Source organism: Kurthia gibsonii (assembly GCF_006539985.1).
GTDB lineage: Bacteria > Bacillota > Bacilli > Bacillales_A > Planococcaceae > Kurthia > Kurthia gibsonii.
This window is the reverse complement of the sequence record NZ_BJOB01000013.1, coordinates 1-19,970: the sequence shown is the minus strand read 5'-3', so window position 1 is coordinate 19,970 and position 19,970 is coordinate 1. Positions and strand designations below refer to the sequence as shown.

17 protein-coding genes and 1 pseudogene are annotated in these 19,970 nt (G+C 36.0%); 9 read left to right on the top strand and 9 right to left on the bottom strand.

Features of this window, described 5'->3' with window-relative positions; all coding sequences use genetic code 11:
• Positions 1-83 precede the first annotated feature (83 nt).
• On the top strand, positions 84-1,454 hold the full coding sequence (locus tag KGI01_RS05980) for a polysaccharide deacetylase family protein (protein WP_068456251.1): 1,371 nt from the start codon (positions 84-86) through the stop codon (positions 1,452-1,454).
• A 100-nt stretch (positions 1,455-1,554) separates the two neighbouring features.
• Here the strand turns inward: KGI01_RS05980 and KGI01_RS05975 are convergent.
• The 3 genes and pseudogenes from KGI01_RS05975 to KGI01_RS05965 form a co-directional block, all read right to left on the bottom strand.
• Positions 1,555-2,751, bottom strand: a pseudogene (locus KGI01_RS05975) (acyl-CoA dehydrogenase family protein).
• An 11-nt stretch (positions 2,752-2,762) separates the two neighbouring features.
• Positions 2,763-3,938 (bottom strand): saccharopine dehydrogenase family protein, encoded by a 1,176-nt coding sequence (locus KGI01_RS05970; protein WP_068456257.1) that lies wholly within the window; start codon positions 3,936-3,938, stop codon positions 2,763-2,765.
• A 12-nt stretch (positions 3,939-3,950) separates the two neighbouring features.
• The gene (locus KGI01_RS05965) at positions 3,951-5,417 is read right to left on the bottom strand and encodes an aldehyde dehydrogenase family protein (RefSeq protein ID WP_141273936.1); all 1,467 of its coding nucleotides are present in this window, start codon (positions 5,415-5,417) and stop codon (positions 3,951-3,953) included.
• A 177-nt stretch (positions 5,418-5,594) separates the two neighbouring features.
• Between KGI01_RS05965 and KGI01_RS05960 the strand changes: the two genes are divergently transcribed.
• Positions 5,595-6,566, top strand: a complete 972-nt coding sequence (locus tag KGI01_RS05960) for a hypothetical protein (RefSeq protein WP_141273935.1) — start codon at positions 5,595-5,597, stop codon at positions 6,564-6,566.
• 46 nt (positions 6,567-6,612) lie between these two features.
• On the opposite strand, the gene KGI01_RS05955 is transcribed toward KGI01_RS05960, so the two are convergent.
• From KGI01_RS05955 to KGI01_RS05940, 4 genes are all read right to left on the bottom strand, one after another.
• The gene (locus tag KGI01_RS05955) at positions 6,613-7,056 is read right to left on the bottom strand and encodes a hypothetical protein (protein ID WP_141273934.1); all 444 of its coding nucleotides are present in this window, start codon (positions 7,054-7,056) and stop codon (positions 6,613-6,615) included.
• Between the two features lie 12 nt (positions 7,057-7,068).
• Positions 7,069-8,031 (bottom strand): 2-hydroxyacid dehydrogenase, encoded by a 963-nt coding sequence (locus tag KGI01_RS05950; RefSeq protein ID WP_141273933.1) that lies wholly within the window; start codon positions 8,029-8,031, stop codon positions 7,069-7,071.
• 162 nt (positions 8,032-8,193) lie between these two features.
• A complete protein-coding gene (locus tag KGI01_RS05945) occupies positions 8,194-9,234 on the bottom strand; it encodes a ribonucleotide-diphosphate reductase subunit beta (protein WP_087680910.1) in 1,041 nt (346 codons plus the stop codon).
• Positions 9,235-9,262: 28 nt separating this feature from the next.
• A complete protein-coding gene (locus KGI01_RS05940; RefSeq protein WP_141273932.1) occupies positions 9,263-11,491 on the bottom strand; it encodes a ribonucleoside-diphosphate reductase subunit alpha in 2,229 nt (742 codons plus the stop codon).
• A gap of 946 nt (positions 11,492-12,437) precedes the next feature.
• Here KGI01_RS05940 and KGI01_RS05935 point away from each other — a divergent pair.
• Positions 12,438-12,626 (top strand): hypothetical protein, encoded by a 189-nt coding sequence (locus KGI01_RS05935; RefSeq protein WP_068456277.1) that lies wholly within the window; start codon positions 12,438-12,440, stop codon positions 12,624-12,626.
• A gap of 199 nt (positions 12,627-12,825) precedes the next feature.
• Here KGI01_RS05935 and KGI01_RS05930 read toward each other — a convergent pair whose 3' ends face one another.
• A complete protein-coding gene (locus KGI01_RS05930) occupies positions 12,826-13,647 on the bottom strand; it encodes an undecaprenyl-diphosphate phosphatase (protein WP_141273931.1) in 822 nt (273 codons plus the stop codon).
• A gap of 83 nt (positions 13,648-13,730) precedes the next feature.
• Positions 13,731-14,816: a metallophosphoesterase gene (locus KGI01_RS05925; protein WP_141273930.1), complete on the bottom strand. Its 1,086-nt coding sequence runs from the start codon at positions 14,814-14,816 to the stop codon at positions 13,731-13,733.
• A 178-nt stretch (positions 14,817-14,994) separates the two neighbouring features.
• Between KGI01_RS05925 and KGI01_RS05920 the strand changes: the two genes are divergently transcribed.
• From KGI01_RS05920 to KGI01_RS05895, 6 genes are all read left to right on the top strand, one after another.
• Positions 14,995-15,345, top strand: coding sequence for a lmo0954 family membrane protein (locus KGI01_RS05920; RefSeq protein ID WP_141273929.1), 351 nt, complete (start codon positions 14,995-14,997; stop codon positions 15,343-15,345).
• Positions 15,346-15,370: 25 nt separating this feature from the next.
• On the top strand, positions 15,371-15,997 hold the full coding sequence (locus KGI01_RS05915) for a PspA/IM30 family protein (protein WP_141273928.1): 627 nt from the start codon (positions 15,371-15,373) through the stop codon (positions 15,995-15,997).
• Between the two features lie 118 nt (positions 15,998-16,115).
• Complete coding sequence (gene liaF, locus KGI01_RS05910; RefSeq protein WP_141273927.1) at positions 16,116-16,814, top strand: cell wall-active antibiotics response protein LiaF; 699 nt, start codon at positions 16,116-16,118, stop codon at positions 16,812-16,814.
• The gene (locus KGI01_RS05905; protein ID WP_141273926.1) at positions 16,811-17,842 is read left to right on the top strand and encodes a sensor histidine kinase; all 1,032 of its coding nucleotides are present in this window, start codon (positions 16,811-16,813) and stop codon (positions 17,840-17,842) included. The genes liaF and KGI01_RS05905 overlap by 4 nt, the downstream gene beginning before the upstream one ends.
• Positions 17,839-18,474 carry a response regulator transcription factor gene (locus KGI01_RS05900; RefSeq protein ID WP_068456295.1) on the top strand — a complete coding sequence of 212 codons (636 nt, stop codon included), beginning with the start codon at positions 17,839-17,841 and terminating at the stop codon, positions 18,472-18,474. The genes KGI01_RS05905 and KGI01_RS05900 overlap by 4 nt, the downstream gene beginning before the upstream one ends.
• A gap of 92 nt (positions 18,475-18,566) precedes the next feature.
• On the top strand, positions 18,567-19,865 hold the full coding sequence (locus KGI01_RS05895) for a helix-turn-helix domain-containing protein (protein WP_141273925.1): 1,299 nt from the start codon (positions 18,567-18,569) through the stop codon (positions 19,863-19,865).
• Positions 19,866-19,970 lie beyond the last annotated feature (105 nt).

Below are 19,970 nucleotides of genomic sequence, written 5' to 3'. Positions count from 1 at the left end.
AAATTTACTTACTTTATATGACCATACACCGTAAAATAATGGTAATATTAACCTAATACTATGAAAAGGAGTATACAAAAAAAATGAAATCTTCACCATTCAAAAACAGATTATTAATTGACTCACTACTTGTTTGTATACTATTATCTCTTATTATTTTCGCTGTAGTATACATGCTAAACTTGAAAAGTCCTTCTGAAAAGGGTTTAGCCGCTTCAACTGAAAACACCTCTACAGCTGAAACAGACAACCCATTTATTAAAACGGTGACGGTCACAAATGAAACAGAACAAGGTAGCTATACAATTCAGTACCCAAAAACAGGATCTTCTGAACTGAATACAGCTATCAGTGATGCCGTTAAAGAGATGAAAACAGACTTTTTCAAAGGGAAATACGCAAAAGATGCACAGATGCATGTGACGTACATGACATTGAAACATAAGGATCTTTATTCATTTGTTTTAACTCAAAGTTTACAAGAGGATAAACAGAAAAAAGATCAAAAATTCATTACGTTTACAGTGGATCAGCCAGCGAATGAGTTAATTGATATTAAGGAAGTTATACCTTCTGGTGAGCAGTTAACACATATTATGAATTTATCACAAAAAGAACTGGCAAAACATAAAGAAGTACAAAATTTCAATAAAAGTCAACAAAAAGACTTAGCAATCAACCAAGAAGCTAGTCATTTTGAAAACTTTGCACTCGATGATCAAAATTTATACTTCTATTTAAATCCCGATAGTTTTACATCTTCATTTAACCAGCCAATAACAATTACTTTACCACTTCAGAATATTAATTCTTCTTTAGCAAAAGAATTCCAAATACCTGTTAAGAAAATTATTCAAAAGAAAAAGAAACCTATTCCGAAAAAAGCGGTTGCTCTTACATTTGATGATGGGCCAAATACGACATCTACAAAGAGTATTTTAGCTACTTTAAAACGCGAAAAGGTTAAAGCAACATTCTTCATGGTAGGTACACAAGCACGCGCAAATCCTAAAATGGTGAAACAAATTGCAGATGAAGGACATGAGCTTGGTAATCACTCCTTAACACATGCAAATCTAGTATTACTATCGAATGCAAACGTAAAAAAAGAAATTGAAACAACCAATCAGGCCATTAAAAAAGCAACAGGTAAAAATCCAACAGTATTCCGTCCACCTTATGGCTCTTACAATGCGAATGTTTCAAAAATCGCAAAAATGCCAGTTGTTTTATGGAATGTCGATACACTTGATTGGAAACATCATAATCCACAACAAACATTAGCGAATGTGAAAAGTCAAAAATCACAATATACAACTGTTTTAATGCATGACATTCATGCAAGTTCAGCTCAAGCATTGCCACAAGTAATTCGTTACTTAAAACAACAAGGTTATACATTTGTAACAGCTTCTGAAATGCTAAGCATTGAAAAAAGAGTTTATAAAAAGTAATAACTGAAAGAGAGAAGTCAGGTCATTCAACCGACTTCTCTCTTTTTTATTTGTTTACAAATTAAAAAAGGACTACACAATCGTGCAATCCTTTTCTACATTATTCTTTAGTACCTGCCCACTTCGGTAACATATGTGATAATGGATGGTCTTCACGATAACCAAGTACATAGTCTGCCTGCATGAGTGTATGAATTTCGCGTGTTCCTTCATAAATAACAGGCGCTTTTGAATTACGTAAATAGCGTGCAACAGGATATTCATCTGAATAACCATATGCGCCATGAATCTGAACTGCATCATCTGCCGCACAATTCGCAAAGTCACATGCTTGCCACTTCGCAAGAGACGTTTCACGCGTGTTACGTACACCGCTATTTTTCATCTCGCCTACACGATATACAAGTAAACGACTCATTTGATAGCCTGCTTCCATACGTGCAATCATCTGTTTAACTAATTGATGCTCACCAATCTTTTGTCCAAATGTTTCACGTTCATGGCAATAACTTACGCTCGCTTCAATACACGCATCAATTAACCCGACTGCTCCGGCTGCTACTGTAAAACGTCCATTATCAAGTGCTGTCATCGCAATTTTAAAACCTTCTCCTTCTTGGCCAAGAAGATTCTCTTTTGGGATAAGAACATCATCAAAGAATAATTCTCCTGTATTACCCGCACGAATCCCATACTTTCCTTTAATAGCTTTTGAAGAAAAACCAGCCATCCCGCGCTCTACAATAAATGCTGAAATTCCTTTATGTTTTAACGCTGGATTCGTATAGGCAAATACAATAAAGTGATCAGCAATATCACAAAGTGAAATCCATGTTTTTTGACCATTTAAGCGATACACATCTCCTTCTAATGTTGCATGTGATTGCATGCTCGCTACATCTGATCCTGCACCCGGTTCTGTTAAACCAAATGCACCAATCTTTTCACCTTTTGCTTGAGGAACTAAATACTTTTGTTTTTGTTCTTCTGTTCCCCACTGTAATAAAGTCATGCTATTCAATCCTACGTGAACAGATACAGCCGTCCGAAAAGCTGTATCCCCTCTCTCCAGTTCTTCACAGGCAATCGCCAATGCATTATAATCCATGCCACTTCCACCGTATGCTTCGGGTATGCATATACCGAGTAAACCTAGGTCAGCTAGCTTTTTCCAAATAGCTGGATCAAACCCACCTGTCGCATCTCACTCCGCAATATAAGGCATAATCTCTGCATCTACAAATTGACGTACTGTCTGGCGTAACATATTTTGTTCATCCGAGAATTGAAAATTCATGACGATCTCCCCTATCCTTTAATAATATTTGTCGACATGAGCATGGTTTCTGTGATTGTTACGCCATGATGATTCATCTCCGTCATATACTTTTCTCCTGGTACTGCTAATTCTGGTGGAATGACACCGCGTTCTGTAATCGTGCCATCGCCAATCAGTTTTGCGACTACTGAAATCGTGTTAGCAGTCGTTCGTGCCATCGCTGTTTCTCCACTATTCTTATCACGGTAGGTTACCATATCGTATTCAAATGATACACGTTCCTCATTCGCCTCTCCATGCACTTCCACACGAAGTAATACAACATCCTCTTGGTCGCCTAAACTTAATTTATTCTCTAAATATTGTTTCATCACTTCACGCATATCTACGGTAATACCATTGTCTACTTCCACTTCATTACCTTTTTGTGTAAGTCCTAAATCAACAAGTAATTTAAAGCGTTCGGCATGTCCTGCGTAACGAATCGTTTTATATTCTAATGTGTGTAATTTAGAAAATGTTCGCGCAAGTGTTGAAAGACCGCCACTCGTATGGAACGCCTCTAAACCAATAAAGCCTGGGAAATAGAGATTTTCTACTTCAGATAAAGAAGGTAATTCGCGAATCATCCCATCTCGTACAATCAAAGAGGGTTTTGTATAATGATCGAATACACCGTCTAAAGAATACACTACGCTATAATCAAGTGGCGGCTTTGGAGAAGCTGGGATACCACCTACATAAATTTTAATTGCATTCACACGATCTAGTTTAGAAGCACCATATCCAGCTAAAATATTTGTCATACCAGGTGCTAAACCTAAATCTGGAATAATCGTCACACCTTTTTTCTTCGCTTCCTCGTCTAGTTTTAAAACTTCATCTGTTATACCGCCAATATGACCACCTAAATCAACTAAATGAACGCCAAGTTCAATCGCTAACTTTGCAACGCGTACATTAAATTTATAAAATAATGCGTTCACCACAACATCTGCTTTTCCCATCACTTCACATAACTGTTCGTCATCATAAGCATCAACTGTTAAAAGTTCAATTTTATCGCTATTTAATTGTTCTACAAACGTACGGACCTTTTCGATATCAATATCAGTTAAATAAACTTTATCTACATTCGAACTATTCACTAGATCACGTGCGACTTCTTTTCCCATTAAACCTGCGCCTAGAATTGTCACTTTCATTTGAATGCCCCCTTAATTGTCGATTTGAGCACGTTGAAGTGTGCCACTATAATCCACATAAATACTTTTCCATTCCGTATAAACATCTAGGGATTGGATGCCAGAATCACGATGTCCGTTACCTGTTCCTTTTGTTCCACCAAAGGGTAAATGAATTTCTGCTCCAGTTGTTCCTGCATTCACATAAACAATACCTGTATCTAAATCGCGTTGTGCCTGAAATACTTTTGTTACATCTTGTGTGAAGATTGAACTAGATAAACCGTATTTCACTGAATTATTCACTTCAATCGCCTCTTCTAAATTTTGAACTGCAATCATTGAAATGACTGGACCAAAAATTTCTTCTTGTGCGAGACGTGATTGCGGCTTTACATCTGTAAATAAAGTAGGTTCGTAAAAATGACCTGATTCAAAATCAGCTATGCGACCTCCTTTCAATAAAGTTGCACCTTCTTGTAATCCTAATTGAATATAACTATGAATTTTATGAAGGGCTGATTTATGAATAACTGGACCAATCTGTACACCTTCATCTAATCCATTACCAAGCTTTAATGACTCCATTGCAGTGATTAACCGGTCAGCTAATTCTTCTTTTATAGCTTCATGTACGATGACACGACTACAAGCTGTACACCGCTGACCAGAAGTTCCAAATCCGCTCCAAATAATGCCTTCTACAGCTAAATCTAAATCGGCATCTTCCATCACGATAATGGCATTTTTGCCACCCAATTCGAGTGAGACCTTTTTTAAGTGTTTACCACCAAGTTCCGCAATCTTTTGCCCTGTCTCAGTAGAACCCGTAAATGAAATAACATGTACATCTGGGTGTTCTACTAGTAGAGACCCTACATCACTACCTCCTCCAAATACAATATTGATGACGCCATCTGGTAATTCCACCTCTTCGATAATTTTTGCTAACTCATATGCCATAAGTGGTGTTTCGGTCGATGGCTTCCAAACAACGGTATTACCTGCAACAATCGCTGGGAATGACTTCCACGTCGCAATCGCAATTGGAAAATTCCATGGTGTAATGAGACCCACTACACCGATTGGCGCACGTACGCTCATTGCAAATTTGTTTGGTAATTCAGAAGGCGTCGTTTGACCAAATAACCGTCTTCCTTCACCTGCCATATAAAATGCCATATCGATGGCTTCTTGTACTTCACCACGTGCTTCTTCAATTACTTTTCCCATCTCCATCGTTAAAATTCTAGCTAGTCGCTCCTTTTCATCTCGCAACCGTTCACCAATTGCATATAAATAGTCGGCTCTTTTGGGTGCTGGTACTTTTGCCCATTCTTTTTGTGCATGTTTTGCATGTTGAATCGCTTCATGAACTAATTCTTTTGAAGCCATCGGTACGTTCGTTATTACTTCTCCATTGGCAGGGTTTGAAACTGGAATAAAATGCATTGATTCTTCTTTTCTCCAGTGACCGTTTATATAGTGTTTAATATCCAACGAAACACCTCCATCTCCTATTTTTGCCACTAAACAATAAATTCTACAAAAATCAAAAATACACTCCTTTAAGAAGTTTTTTTCTACAATACATTTTTCCTTTATCAAAATATACTAAACATTTTTAAATCGGGTAATTAGATAAAAGAATCGTATAACTAGAAAGGAGATACACTATTGAAACGGCATATAAAATTCGGTTTGCCTCTCTTACTGAACCTCATGCTCATAGTCATCATTTTTAGTTTAATCAATCATCCCACACAAAAAGCTATTCAAACACTCCAAGATACTGACACACCCCCTATTAAAAAAATTCATCAAAGACAAGTTGATACAAAACTTGGTGACAAAATCATTAAAAAACTCGAAAAAAAACATGGTGACTTACTCTATGAAGAGATTGATAGTTTGACTGCACCTTTCTCTCCAAAAGAAGTAGATATTTTAACGTATGAAATTAAAGACGAACAAATTCATATGATAAAGTCTTCAAAAAAAAGAGCGCATCAAAATATTATTGAGAATAAACAAAAACAGCATGAGCTTTGGAAACGTTTTGCAAATTTAATTCCATCAGAAAATCGAAAAATGGTCGCTTATTTTAAAATTTTCACAGATGGTGAAGACAATACCCTCGGTTATGTGCAGCAAATGGATTATCCAGACAAATGGACACTGGCTCTTGATTATCGTGATGTTAAAAATTTAAATGGACTTTACGCAACAATCCTTCACGAATATGGTCATCTATTTTCGCTTAATTCTTTTGAATACTCGCATGATAATGTGTGTAAAACCTATGATCCCGGCGAAGGTTGTTTAAAACAAGATGCCTACCTCTATCATTTCTATCAGCAATTTTGGCAATATGATGTCATGCAACATTGGAAGCAATTAAAAAATATCGAAACCGATCCTACCGTTCAAACCCACTTCTACACACTTCACGCTGATGAATTCGTTACAGAATATGCGACAAGTCATCCTACTGAAGATTTTGCAGAATCTTTTATGTATTTTATTCTTTCCACTAAACCCTCTGGGTATACTCGTGCAGATGAAAAAGTATTGTTCTTCTATCAGTATTCTGAGTTAGCGCAACTAAGAAACGAAATTTTAATGAACCTAGAAAAATATTATCCATAGAAAAAGGTCCATCCATCTTATTGATGAATCGACCTTTTTTTATGGGCTAATCCCATGCATTAAATATGACTTCACCTAACCGTTCAGGCTTCCAAAATGCGACTTGCTCGCGTTCTACTTCCGATAGTTGCTTCAAGTAATGTTCTTCAATCATTTGTTCTAAATCTTCTACTGTAATACATTGATAGTGCTGTTCAAATAGACGAAACTCCTCTGGTAAATCACAAAATACAAAATGTCCGTCTTCTGCAATAACTGTTGTTGTAAATAAAGGATAATAAGCATTCATCACAACTTGAATGGGTTCATTATAAAAAACAAATTTGGCACACATATAATTGGCTGGATATGTTGCTTCTTGAATGTTTAATAATTTAATCGCTGGATGCATCGAAACTTCATAACAAATCGAACGGAACTTTTTTAAGTCCATCATTTGAAATGATGCACTTCCATCAAAGAATCCTGTAATACCTGGTGGTAACTTCATTATTGACTCCCCCTAAACAACACGGTGTCGAATCGGATTCCCTTCTAAATAATCATGCATGGATTCAATATTCATCTCCATCATTTCCTTACGAGTACTTAGTGTTGCACTACCGATATGCGGAAGTGCAACGAAATTTTTCAATGTAAGGAGTGGATGTGATGTTGGTACAGGTTCTTGAACAAATACATCTGTTCCTGCTGCCCAGATTTCGCCATTCTTTAATGCATCATATAGTGCATCTTCTTGAACGATTCCACCTCGTGCTACATTAATTAGAATCGACGTATTTTTCATTAACTGTAGTTCACGTTTACCGATTAGTCCCTTTGTTTCAGGTGTCATCGGTGTTAAAACAACTACATAATCAGACTCTTGTAGTAAAGCATCTAATTCACGATAGCTAAACCCATAGGCTTCTTCCGCTTGTGGTTTACGACGACGGTTATGATAAAGCACTTCCATATTAAAGCCTTTTGCACGTTGCGCTAAGGCTTCACCAATGCGTCCCATCCCAACAATACCGAGCGTAGCACCATGAACATCGCGACCTGCTAGATGATTTACACCCCAATACGTCCAATCACCGTTTCGTACCTCATCCGCTGCTTCGATTATTCTTCTAGCTGTGATTAACATTAGTGTAAATGCTAAATCTGCTGTTGTCTCCGTTAAAACACCTGGTGTATTTGTCACAACAATCCCCAATTCCTTTGCAGCTTCAACATCGATGTTGTTATAACCTACAGCTAAGTTACAAATTAATTTTAAATTTTTAGCTGTTTGTAATAACTCGCGTGAAACTCGATTATCCATAATTGTCCATAGAATATCAGCCTCTTGAATAATTTCTTCTAGTTTTTCGTGTGGCATATTGACTTCAACAGTAGGCCACTCACGTACATCTGCCCATGATTTTAATGGCTCAACGATCTCTTCTGGTAATTTACATGTAATCCAAAGAATTGGCTTCAATCTCAAAAGCCCTTTATTTCTTTCTTTTTTAAAATTGTATCACAATTCAGATACCTTCCCAAATTTTTAAGTATTTCCCATATTTTATATTGATATAATATAGGATTTATTTCACAAAAAAAGACCTCAGCACATGAAAATGCTGAGGTTTTTACTTAAATCTTATAAATCATCGAAACCGTTGTCTTGTACATTTACTTTCACGTATTGGCGTGATTTTTGTTCGAAGAAGTCTGTTTTACCTAAATCAACATCTTCATACGCTTTAATCCATTTTAATGGGTTTTTGCGGTAGCCTTCAAATGGACGATCATAACCAAGTTGGTTACAACGAACATTCGCATAGAAGTAGATGTAGTCTTCTACATCTTCTACGTCTAAACCATCGATTTTCGTACCAATTACTTCATTCGCCCATTCGATTTCAAGAGCTGCTGCTTCGCGGAAGATGTTTTGTACACGTTCTGCGCGTTCAGGTGTATCGTATTCTGGATACTCTGTTAGTAACTCCTTATAAATTTTAACGAATAAGTCTACGTGTAATTGCTCGTCACGATTAATGTAGTTAATCATTGTACTTGTCGCAACCATCTTTTGATTACGTGCTAAGTGGTAGAAGAAACTAAATCCTGAGTAGAAGAATAAACCTTCTAAAATAACATCGTACACGATTGAATCTAACATATTATCAATTGTTGGATTCTCTGCGAAGTTTTTATAACCCTTTAATACGAAGTCATTACGCTTCTCAAGAACTGGCTCTGTACGCCAGAAATCAAAGATACGATCTTGCTCATCTTTTGATACAAGACTTGATAAGATGTACGAATACGAGTGATTATGGATTACTTCTTGTTGCGCTAAAATAATCATTAACGCATTCAAACTAGAATCTGTTAAGTAGTCGGCTACTTTACCAGCATAGTCTGTTTGAATACTATCAAGTAGCGCTAATAAACCAATAATCTTTTTGAATGTATTTTTCTCTTCATCTGTTAAATCTAAAAATTGCTTTACGTCTGTACCCATATTAATTTCAAATGGTGTCCAGAAGTTACCAAGCATTTTTTTATATTTTGGGTATGCCCAGCTAAAACGCACGTCATCCCAGTTTAAAATGTTGGAAGATCGACCGTTCACGATTGCTGTAGAACGGTTCGGAGCTTCCTTATCCATTAGTGCTCTTCGTTTAATCTCAGTCATTCAAACCTTCCTCCCTATTTTCGTTACATTAGCTTGCGCATGACTCACATTCAAGTAATTCTACAGAAGTAGAACGTACATAGTAGGTTGTTTTGATGCCGCTATTCCAAGCATTTAAGTGTAATGCTAATAAATCTTTTGCTTTTACTGTGTTTTGAACATAAAGGTTTAGTGAAATACCTTGGTCAATGTGGCGCGCACGCGCAGCATTTTGTTTAATCGTCCAGTTTTGGTCGATGAAGTATGCTGATTTGTAGTACCAAGTTGTTTTTTCATCTAAATCTGGAACCGTTACAGGAATCTTATAATCCTTCTTCTCTTCAGAGTAGGATTTTTGGAAAATCGGATCGATACTTGCTGTTGAACCTGCAATGATTGATGTTGATGAGTTTGGTGCAACTGCCATCACATAACCATTACGCATACCGAATTCACCGATATTTGCACGTAATTCGTTCCATTGTTCGCTATCATAACCATGCTTATCGAAGTAAGCACCTGTTGCCCAGTCAGAACCTTCAAATAAAGGATATGAACCTTTTTCTTTTGCTAATTCATGTGATGCTTTAATTGTTAGGTAAGCAATTTGCTCATATAGTGAATCCGCATATTCAACTGATTCATCTGACTCCCAAGCGATACCTTTTTTCGCTAATAGGTGATGCCAACCGAATGTTCCTAAACCGATACCGCGGTAGCGAGAGTTTGTACGCTCTGCTTGTGCTACAGGGATTGTATTTAACTCAATTACGTTATCTAGCATACGTACTTGGATTGGAATCAGACGTTCTAAAACATCCTCTGGTACAGCACGACCTAAGTTGATTGAAGATAAGTTACATACAACGAAATCTCCAGGTTTACGACGTGTCACAATCACATCATCTTCTAATGTTACAGATTCAAATGTTGTTGCACTCATGTTTTGCATGATTTCTGTACATAAGTTAGACGAGTAAATCATACCTTCGTGGTTGTTTGCATTTTGACGGTTTACTTCATCACGATAGAACATGAATGGTACACCTGTCTCTAGTTGTGAACGCATAATACGTTTCATAATATCAATTGCTTGCACTGTATCACGTGAAAGAATTGGGTTGTTTACACATTGTAAGTATTTTTCGCGGAATGAACCTTCGCCACGTTTTTCATCGTATGAATCTTCTAAATCAAAGCCCATTACTGTACGTACTTCATGTGGATCGAATAAGTGCCATTCTTCACGCGCTTCTACAGCTTCCATGAAGATATCTGGTAAACATACGCCAGTGAAAATATCATGTGCACGCATACGCTCGTCACCATTGTTTAATTTTAAATCTAAGAATGGGAAGATATCTTTATGCCATACATCTAAGTAAACAGCGATTGCACCTTGACGTTGACCTAATTGATCAACTGATACTGCTGTGTTGTTTAATTGTTTGATCCAAGGAATTACACCTGATGATGCCCCTTTGAATCCACGAATTGATGACCCACGGCTACGCACTTTACCCATGTAAATACCAATACCGCCACCAAATTTAGAAAGTGTTGCAACATCTGTGTTTGAATCGTAGATACCTTGTAGCGAATCGTCTACTGTATCAATGAAACAAGAAGATAGTTGACCATGTGTTTTACCCGCATTTGATAATGTAGGTGTTGCAGTTGTCATGTATAGGTTACTCATAGCCCAGTAAGCTTCTTCAATCTTCTTCAAACGGTCTACTTTCTCATCTTGCATTAATGTCATCGCAATAACTAGCCAACGCTCTTGTGGAAGTTCTAAAGGTGTTTTATCGAAATCACGTGCAACATAACGATCTAATAACGTTTTTAAACCAATGTATGTGAATAATTCATCTTTTTCTGGATTAAGTAAGTTTGCAATTGCTTGGCGCTCTTCTGCTGTGTATTTTTCGATTAGGAACGAATGATATAAACCACGCTCTACTAATTTTTCGATTTGTGCTGGGAATGCTTGATAAACTTCATCAATATTCACAACACCACGTTTGTCTGCTGCTTCTTTATACGTTTCTGCTAATAGGAGACGTGCAGCTACAAATGTCCAAAATGACTCGTCTTCATCCAACATACCTAAAGCATCTAAGCTTAACGCTTTTGTCCATTCTGCATCATCTGCATCTGGATGTTTTGACATGAAACGCTCATGCTTGCGTAGTAGTGGACTAATTTCTTCACGACCATATTGTTCTTCTAATTTTTTTAATAAAGCTTCTCTACCTTGTGTCATCATTTGTACCATAAGACCACGACTCCTTTTATTTTTTGACTATTTTCCCATTGAACTCCTCAAAACAGCTGCAAATAAAATAACAGTAAACGACATATCCAGCAGAATATGATTCACTGTTCCATTTTGACATGCATCCATTCTTCATCTGAAAAATCGTCATGTTGTGTTGATTACATGTATGATTAAAATTCTTTTTATCCTGTAATTTACGAAGTTAAACAAAAAAAAATAATATAAATGAGCGATTATTAGTGAATATGTGCCCAAAACGTTGTCAACACAATATATTGTGTTGCCTCAACTTTTTTTTCAAATATCTTGTGTTTTCTTCTTTATCTAATCTAACATAATCGAAAAGGTTGATTCAAGATTAAAGTCCAAATTGAAGAAAATAATAGCAAAAGGCCTACAAAAATTCGTCCCCTCAAAAGAAACAAATTCTTTAGACGGATTTTCTTTTTTTTTCATATCGCTTTTTTGATATGTCGAAAATTCACTATAAAAAACACTTGCATTTTGAACTATTTTTTAAAAAAAATAATCTTTTTTTATTTCAACTATATTTTCAATTGTTTAAAGCGTTTTATTGTAAAAAACCACTTTATTTATTATTTACACTATTTTTTATATGAAATAAATTTATTTCAAAAAAATAAATTTGATTCATAGACCAACTTTTTTATTATAGAGTATTTAAGCGTGCTAAACTAGTCTATACATTTAGGAATCGATGAAATTTCATTTTTGTTACGGATTCGACAATGAAAAGTTACTTGACTTTTCTTCTTCTCATATCTTTATCATTCCTTATAAAATATGCATTTTACGTCTTTTTTATCTTTTTAATAAAGCTTCGATAATCGTGAACATTTTTCGATAAATTGGTTCATTCAATTGCACATGATGAAAAGCTGTACTATTATTAATCCTATATAACTAATTGAGGTGAAAAAGAATGCCATCGTTTTACGGAATACAATTTGTTGCGATTATGATTTTTTTAATCACATTCGTCACATCTTTGATTGTTGGAAAATTATACGTTGTTTTAATTGGTTCATTGATCGCCTTCACACTCATTATTTTATCTTTCGTGCAAAGAAAAAAAGTACTTGAAGCGAAAAAAGCCTCTGAACAAGGCTAATCTTTATTTATAATAAGGCTTGGATACTTTTTGTATTCAAGCCCTTTTTATGTATAAAACAAGCTAGGACAAAATATTTCACTTCTCTTTTTTAGCGTTCGCAATAAAAAAAAACTGGAACCACGAAACAGCGCGATTCCAATTTTTCTTATGCTCATATGAGATTGTATTTTTACACTTATGTCCTAGCTCACTTCTCCTAAAAGAAAATAATCCAAGCTAATACTGCTGCTAATACAATACGATAGATTGCAAATGGCATTAACTTGATGCGTGAGATTAGCTTTAAGAAGAATTTAATCGATAGCAATGCAAAGATGAAGGCACTAATAAAACCGACTGCATAAAAGCCCATATCAGCTGGATTAATTTCGTTCCAGTGCTTGATAAGTGATAGACCACTTGCACCCGCCATGATTGGTACAGCCATAATAAACGTAAAATCAGCTGCTACACGATAATCTAGCCCTAGAAGTACACCACCTGATATAGTAGCGCCTGAACGTGAAAATCCTGGCCATAATGATAGACATTGGACCAACCCTACTTGGAAAGCTTGTTTATACGTTAAATCATCAAGCGACATGACACGCGGTTTCTTCCATGCAAAACGGTCAGCAATCATCATAAAGATGGCTCCAATGAATAAGCCGATAATAACCGTCTTAATACTAAATAGATGCGCATCTATGTAATCCTCAACAAGCACACCTAGAACACCCGCAGGAATAATCCCTACAATGACATGTAATAAGTTAAAACGATGGTGTTTCGTTTGTCCTTCAATATGATAAAGACCAATCAAACTTAGTAGTCTCTTCCACATGACGACAACAACAGCAAGTATGGACCCTAATTGAATCACAATTTTGAATGTATTCGCTGAAGAACTACCTAAAAAATCTTTTGTCTTGAGCCACATATCGTCGACAATAATCATATGCCCTGTAGATGATACGGGCGCAAACTCCGTTAGACCTTCTACAAGGCCTAGTATAATGGCTTTTAAAATTTCACTCACATGCGTATGCTCCTTTTACAGCAAAGTTTGGTATCCTTTGCACTATTACCCAAATGATAACACAGACATACCCTTTATTTTTTTTACGACTTTGTAAATTTTATATCGATTCTCCATAATTCTGCTCGACTATTTGTACGGATAGGCGGTCCCCAAAAGCCAAATCCAGATGTAGTAATTGCGTGCAACTGCTCAACCTTTTTATAGCCATAATCTAACGGAAATGATAAACGCGTAAGTAATTGATTAGGCCACATTTGACCGCGATGTGTATGTCCAGAAACTTGTAAGTCCGCCCCTAGCTTTGCCGGTGTTTCAATGTCTTTTGGTGTGTGTTCCATAATGAACCATGGGAGTGGTGAATCCATTTTCAACGATTCAAGTGGTTTACGATTTTTATTCGTTACATCTTCTCGTCCTGTTAAAACACAGACATCTTGTATTACAATCGTCTCGTCTAGTAACATTTTCACTTGTGATTCTTCCATTAACTGAACGGTTTTTTCAATTTGATTACCATAATACTCATGGTTTCCTAAAATACCGTACACTCCATGTGTTGCTTCTAATTTCTTCATCTCTTCCATCATATTATTCTTTTCATACCAATACGGTAAATCATCTACTAAATCTCCTGCTAAAAAAACAAGGTCCGGTTCTTCTGCATTTGATAAACGAACAAATTTTTTCAATTGACGTTTTGGCATCACAAGACCTAAATGAAAATCACTTCCTAAAACAATACGAAGTGTTTGATCTGCTAATAAGTCATTCTTAATGATAATTTCTTTAATACGTGTAACAGGCGTATAAGCATAATAACTACCAAATAAGAAAATAAGAATGAATAGCTGACATACAAAAAATTCAATAAGATCTCTCGAGCTATTTGGTGCTAACCAAATAATGAGATTCGTAATTGGGAAAAGCAATATACCATATTGAAAAAATGCTAACCAATAATAGCCAATAATTGTGAAAATATCTAACTTATGTGATAGTCGTCCAATTAACATACTAAATCCAATCACATACCAAATTACATAGAACGGTATTTTCCATGTAACTCCAAACCAATCATGTAAGAATGTATAAACATTCCAACCTAAATAAAACACGACAGCACTATATAGTAGAAAAGCTAAAATAGATACACTATATTTTTTCATGTTGTTCCTCCTCAGTGTCTATATTTTGCCATAATTAAACAGCGAAATACAATTCCTATCTATAAGTCGCATAGGTTCTCGGTCTCTAGTCCTAGTCGAAAATCCTTTTGAGGACGGTTAAAAAGCTTTAAAAACCCACGTATCATAAAGGTATCAACAGAAGGGAGGCGCTTTTCACATGAGAAAAGTATGGCTAACACTTTTAGGAATCGTAATCGGTTTTACAGTGGTGAGTTTATTCGGACCACTAACAGGTTTATTAATATCTGCTGCTGTTTTATACGCAGGTATTCACTTCTATTTGAAGGCTCGCTCAACATTTGCAAAAGTTGTCTGGGTAATCGTTGGAATCATCGGTTTAACATCAGGTATCTCAAATATTCCTGGTTTAGTGGCACTTGTTGCAGTAGCAGGCGGTTACTTCATCTACAAGAAGTGGAATCAAAAAGAAGCTCAACCTGTATTTACACAAAAATCAGATGATCCATTCACAAACTTTGAAAAACAGTGGAACGAATTACAAAAATAAGAATGACAAAAGGAGGTAGTGAACAATGGGTTTACTACAACGTTTAAAATATTCAATCGAGGCAGACTTACATCAATTTTTCGATAAAAAAGAGGAAAAAAATCCAATCGCGATGTTAAATCAATATATTCGCGAAGCTGAAAAGCAAACGGAACAAACAGGTAAATATTTAGAAAGACAAGGTCAACTAAAAGAGAAGCTTGAGAAAGAACGTATTCAAGCCATTGAAATGTTCGAAAAACGTCAAGCACAACTCGAATTAGCACAAGCAAGTGGCGAAGTTGACTTAATTGAATTCGCTGAACAAGAAAAAAATGCCTACGCAAACCGTATCGCAGCACTTGATCAAAGTATCGAACAAGCAACAAATGAATTATTCGGCTTAGAGCGTAAATTCGAAGAAATGAAACACAAAATCAAAGATATGCGTGTACGTCAATTACAACTAATGGGCAAAGAAAATGTTGTACGTGCACATCATCAAATGGACCGCGTATTAGATCCTGAATCAACCGGACAACAAAATCAACGCCTTGAAAAATTCGAAACGATGGAACAATATATCGAACGTTTAGGTCAAAAAATTGAACAAGAGCACGAAGTTACTTCAATGGAACAACGTTTACAAGCACTTGAAAAGAAACAAGCTTAAAAATCATTGTAGCTTATTGTACAATTAAGAAAATAGACTGTCCTTCCTGTATAATAAATGATGTGAAGGACAGTTCTTTTGTATTAAAAAAGAACGACGAGAAACGGAGGTAGCAACGATGAAACACATTCAAACAAATACGATGACAACTTTACTATTTGCTGCACTACTTTGCATCGTTGCTGAGGGAATACTTTTTGGAAGTGACATGATGATTTTTGCACTGATTGGTATTGGAATCATTTATGTATCCATGAAAAAACAACGAAAACTATTCTTTTGGTTTGGTTTGGGTTTACTCATTCTTTCCATTCTCTCCATGTGGAGTTTGCGCATTCTATTGTTTGTAACTGTTATTTATATACTCTTTAAAATGCGTGAAGATACACCCGCTACTGTTCATGTGAATACTTCTTCTACAGAAGAACGTCCGCGTGAACGAAAAAAGAAAAACAATTTCTTCCAATTTGATGACACACTTAACACCTCTTATGTTTGGGAAGATGTCCACGTTCAAAACGTCGTTGGACAAATTACGATTGATACAACCAATACCATCTTACCGAAGGGGGCTTCTCTTATCTCAATTCGTCAAGGGATTGGTAAAATAACCGTCGTCGTTCCTTATGAAATACCTGTACGTATTTACTACAATGCTTTAATGGGCGAGGCAACTATCATGCAACATAAATACCCACGCCTCTGGAACGAATCACTCGCTGTCAAAGATGGTTATCGTGAACATGAACTTCCTGAACGTGAATTAATTATCGCTGCTTCTTCTTTCTCAGGCGATTTGGAGGTGCTTAGAAAATGACAAAAGTAATTTTAAGAACGCTTTTTTTAGCGACCATCTCCTTCGCCTTACTCGCGATGATTTTATATATGTTGTGGGGCGAAAATTCGACACAATGGGAAATGCTCTATGAAAAAAATTATGCAAGCTTACCCTATGGCGCTTGGATGTTGATTTTCTTCGGTGGATTTAGTCTATTAATTGCCATGTGGTCAAATTCTCTAACCATTCAAAAAGAAAATCAACTAACCAAACAATTGAATCTTATTTTAGAAGGTCAATTTCAAACAACGAAAAAGCGTCCTGTCTCTAAAAAGAATTTCAAAAAGTTGCAGGCGATTGATGATTTAGTCCAAACACAAAAGAAAAGCTTGCAACGTCTAACGAATGATCATGCAAATATTCAAGAAAAAGAAGTACAAGAGCGTCTTATTCAGGAACGCCAACGTCTCGCACGTGAATTACATGATTCCGTATCACAACAATTATTCGCAGCGTCTATGCTTCTCTCGGCTACGAATGAAACAATTGGTGAAACACTGCCTGAGGCAAATCAAAAACAACTTCAACAAACTGAAAAAATTATTCAACAAGCACAACTAGAGATGCGCGCATTACTGCTTCATTTGCGACCAATTGCACTGAAAAATAAATCACTAGCACAAGGTTTACAAGATTTACTCGATGAGCTACGTCAAAAAGTTTACTTTAACATTCAAGAGAGACTAGAAGAAGTATCGCTCCCAAAAGGTGCTGAAGATCATGTCTTTAGAATTGCACAGGAAACTTTATCAAATACATTGCGCCATGCAAAAGCAACTGAAGTCCAACTACTTCTAGTAGAACGCAATGATCTTGTCATATTCCGCCTTCAAGATAATGGTGTTGGTTTTTCTATTCAAGATGATAATCATGCTGGCTCTTATGGTTTACGCAACGTAGAAGAGCGCGCTGTTGAAATTGGTGGAACATGTAAAGTCGTATCCATTCCAGAGCAAGGAACAATTATCGAAGTACAAATCCCTGTAGAACAGGAGGAAACAAAGTGATTCGTATATTATTAGCAGATGACCATGAGATGGTGCGAATCGGTGTCTCTGCATACTTACAGGCACAACCCGATATGGAAGTCGTAGCTGAAGCTGAAAATGGTCAACAAGCCGTTGAGCGCAGTTTAGAATATCGCCCTGATATTATTTTAATGGACATGGTTATGCCGATTATGACAGGTGCAGAAGCAACAGCAGAAATTATAAAACAATGGCCTGAAGCGAAAATTATGATTGTGACGAGTTTTTTAGAAGATGATAAAGTATATCCTGCGCTAGAGGCGGGTGCGATTAGCTACCTATTAAAAACGACGAATGCGAAGCAAATTGCCGATGCAATTCGTAAAACTTACAGCGGAACATCAGTTTTAGAGCCTGAAGTCACAAACAAAATGATGCAACGCATGCGCTCAAATCAAGATCGTGCCCTACACGAAGATTTAACAGAACGCGAACAAGAAGTATTACTATTAATGGCAAAAGGGATGACCAACCAGCAAATTGCGGACACATTATTCATTGCCTTAAAGACAGTGAAAACACATGTTAGTAATATTCTTTCCAAGTTAGATGTTCAAGACCGTACACAAGCAGTCGTTTATGCCTTTTCACATAATCTTGTACCAAAATAAACAAATGTCGAACAATTCCTCACAATTGTTCGACGTTTTTCATTTATTTTATACTATAATAAATATAAGAATTTTATTTTAGAAAGGTCATCATGCTAAATTATAGTCAAATTATTAAAAATGAACGTATTAAACAGAACATGACGCAACAAGCTTTGGCAAAAGGGATTTGCTCTACTTCTTATTTAAGCAAAATTGAAAAAGAACATGTTATTCCACGCGATCACATTCGTGAAGCACTCTTAAAAAAACTAAATCTAAATACGCATTATTTAAAAATGTCACAAGAAGAAGAATTCCTTCGTGAACTACATCGTGCATTTCAATATGCTATCCATTTAAACAGCGCTGAACACGCACAAATCGTTTGGAACCACTTTAATGAATTCAATATTGAGTTTTCAACACGTGAAAATTTTTATCAATGTAATTTATATTTACAACGCATCGCCATTATTGCGAAACAACCCATTCTCGATTTAGATGAAATTTCAGCAGCATTTGCCTCTGTTTTAAATAATTTAAATCCTGAACAACTTTTTATTTTCTATGTAAATTCATGCCATTATTGCTTAGAGAATCGATTATATAAAGATGCAATGAAGTTTATGAGTAAAGCTGAAAAAGTCATCCAGGATTATGAACATGAGATTCCAGAGTGGCTCATTGGTAACTTTCATTTTATTTCAAGTCAATTAACGTACACGATTCATCACTATTCAGCTGCCTTCTCTCATGCACATCTCGCTCTCACGATTTTTGAAAAACTAAATTTACAAACACCTATTATTAATTGTTATATCCAAATTGGCATTTGTAATAATCGGAGTGGCTTATTTGAATATGCAAAAAAAGCACTTCAAACAGCTTATCACCTTGCTGTTCAATTAGAAAAAAAAGAATTATACGGCACCATTCTTCAACAATTAGGTCAGCACGCTGCTCTGACAGGTGAATCAAAAGAAGCCATTCAATATTATCGTGAAAGTTTGGAACATACAGTTTCGGTAGAACCAAAATTAGCCGCAATTCACCATATGATTAAAGAGTATTCTAAACTAAATCAACCGACATTCATTCAATATTGGTGTAAAAAAGGCATTCAACTCGTATCAGAACATCTAAACACACCTTTTTACAGAACATTCTATTTCCAGTTTAGGTTCTATCAAATGTTGCATCATATCGAATCACTAAAGCCCGATGTCATTGAAGAAGCAATTACATACTTTGAAGAATGTGAGGAATTAATTCTCGTCCAAAAATACGCCATCGCCTTTGGTCATGTCTTTTATGAACAACAGTCTTTTGAAGACGCTGCTAAACTCTATAAAAAAGCCAATGAAGTTTCTCTCACGATTCAAAGAAGAAACTATTGGCAAGATCTATAATGAAAAGGCCAGTATGACATAACAGTATTTTAAATAGAGAAAATCCCTTATGATTTTGGATCATAGGGGATTCTTAATTTATACCAATCTTCGCTTCGAAAAATG

Excerpts from the sequence above, each read along its gene's own strand:
- KGI01_RS05980 (WP_068456251.1), top strand. The coding sequence starts at position 84 with ATGAAATCTTCACCATTCAAAAACAGATTATTAATTGACTCACTACTT.
- KGI01_RS05970 (WP_068456257.1), bottom strand. The coding sequence starts at position 3,938 with ATGAAAGTGACAATTCTAGGCGCAGGTTTAATGGGAAAAGAAGTCGCA.
- KGI01_RS05955 (WP_141273934.1), bottom strand. The coding sequence starts at position 7,056 with ATGAAGTTACCACCAGGTATTACAGGATTCTTTGATGGAAGTGCATCA.
- KGI01_RS05945 (WP_087680910.1), bottom strand. The coding sequence starts at position 9,234 with ATGACTGAGATTAAACGAAGAGCACTAATGGATAAGGAAGCTCCGAAC.
- KGI01_RS05940 (WP_141273932.1), bottom strand. The coding sequence starts at position 11,491 with ATGGTACAAATGATGACACAAGGTAGAGAAGCTTTATTAAAAAAATTA.
- KGI01_RS05935 (WP_068456277.1), top strand. The coding sequence starts at position 12,438 with ATGCCATCGTTTTACGGAATACAATTTGTTGCGATTATGATTTTTTTA.
- KGI01_RS05925 (WP_141273930.1), bottom strand. The coding sequence starts at position 14,816 with ATGAAAAAATATAGTGTATCTATTTTAGCTTTTCTACTATATAGTGCT.
- KGI01_RS05920 (WP_141273929.1), top strand. The coding sequence starts at position 14,995 with ATGAGAAAAGTATGGCTAACACTTTTAGGAATCGTAATCGGTTTTACA.
- KGI01_RS05915 (WP_141273928.1), top strand. The coding sequence starts at position 15,371 with ATGGGTTTACTACAACGTTTAAAATATTCAATCGAGGCAGACTTACAT.
- liaF (WP_141273927.1), top strand. The coding sequence starts at position 16,116 with ATGAAACACATTCAAACAAATACGATGACAACTTTACTATTTGCTGCA.
- KGI01_RS05905 (WP_141273926.1), top strand. The coding sequence starts at position 16,811 with ATGACAAAAGTAATTTTAAGAACGCTTTTTTTAGCGACCATCTCCTTC.
- KGI01_RS05895 (WP_141273925.1), top strand. The coding sequence starts at position 18,567 with ATGCTAAATTATAGTCAAATTATTAAAAATGAACGTATTAAACAGAAC.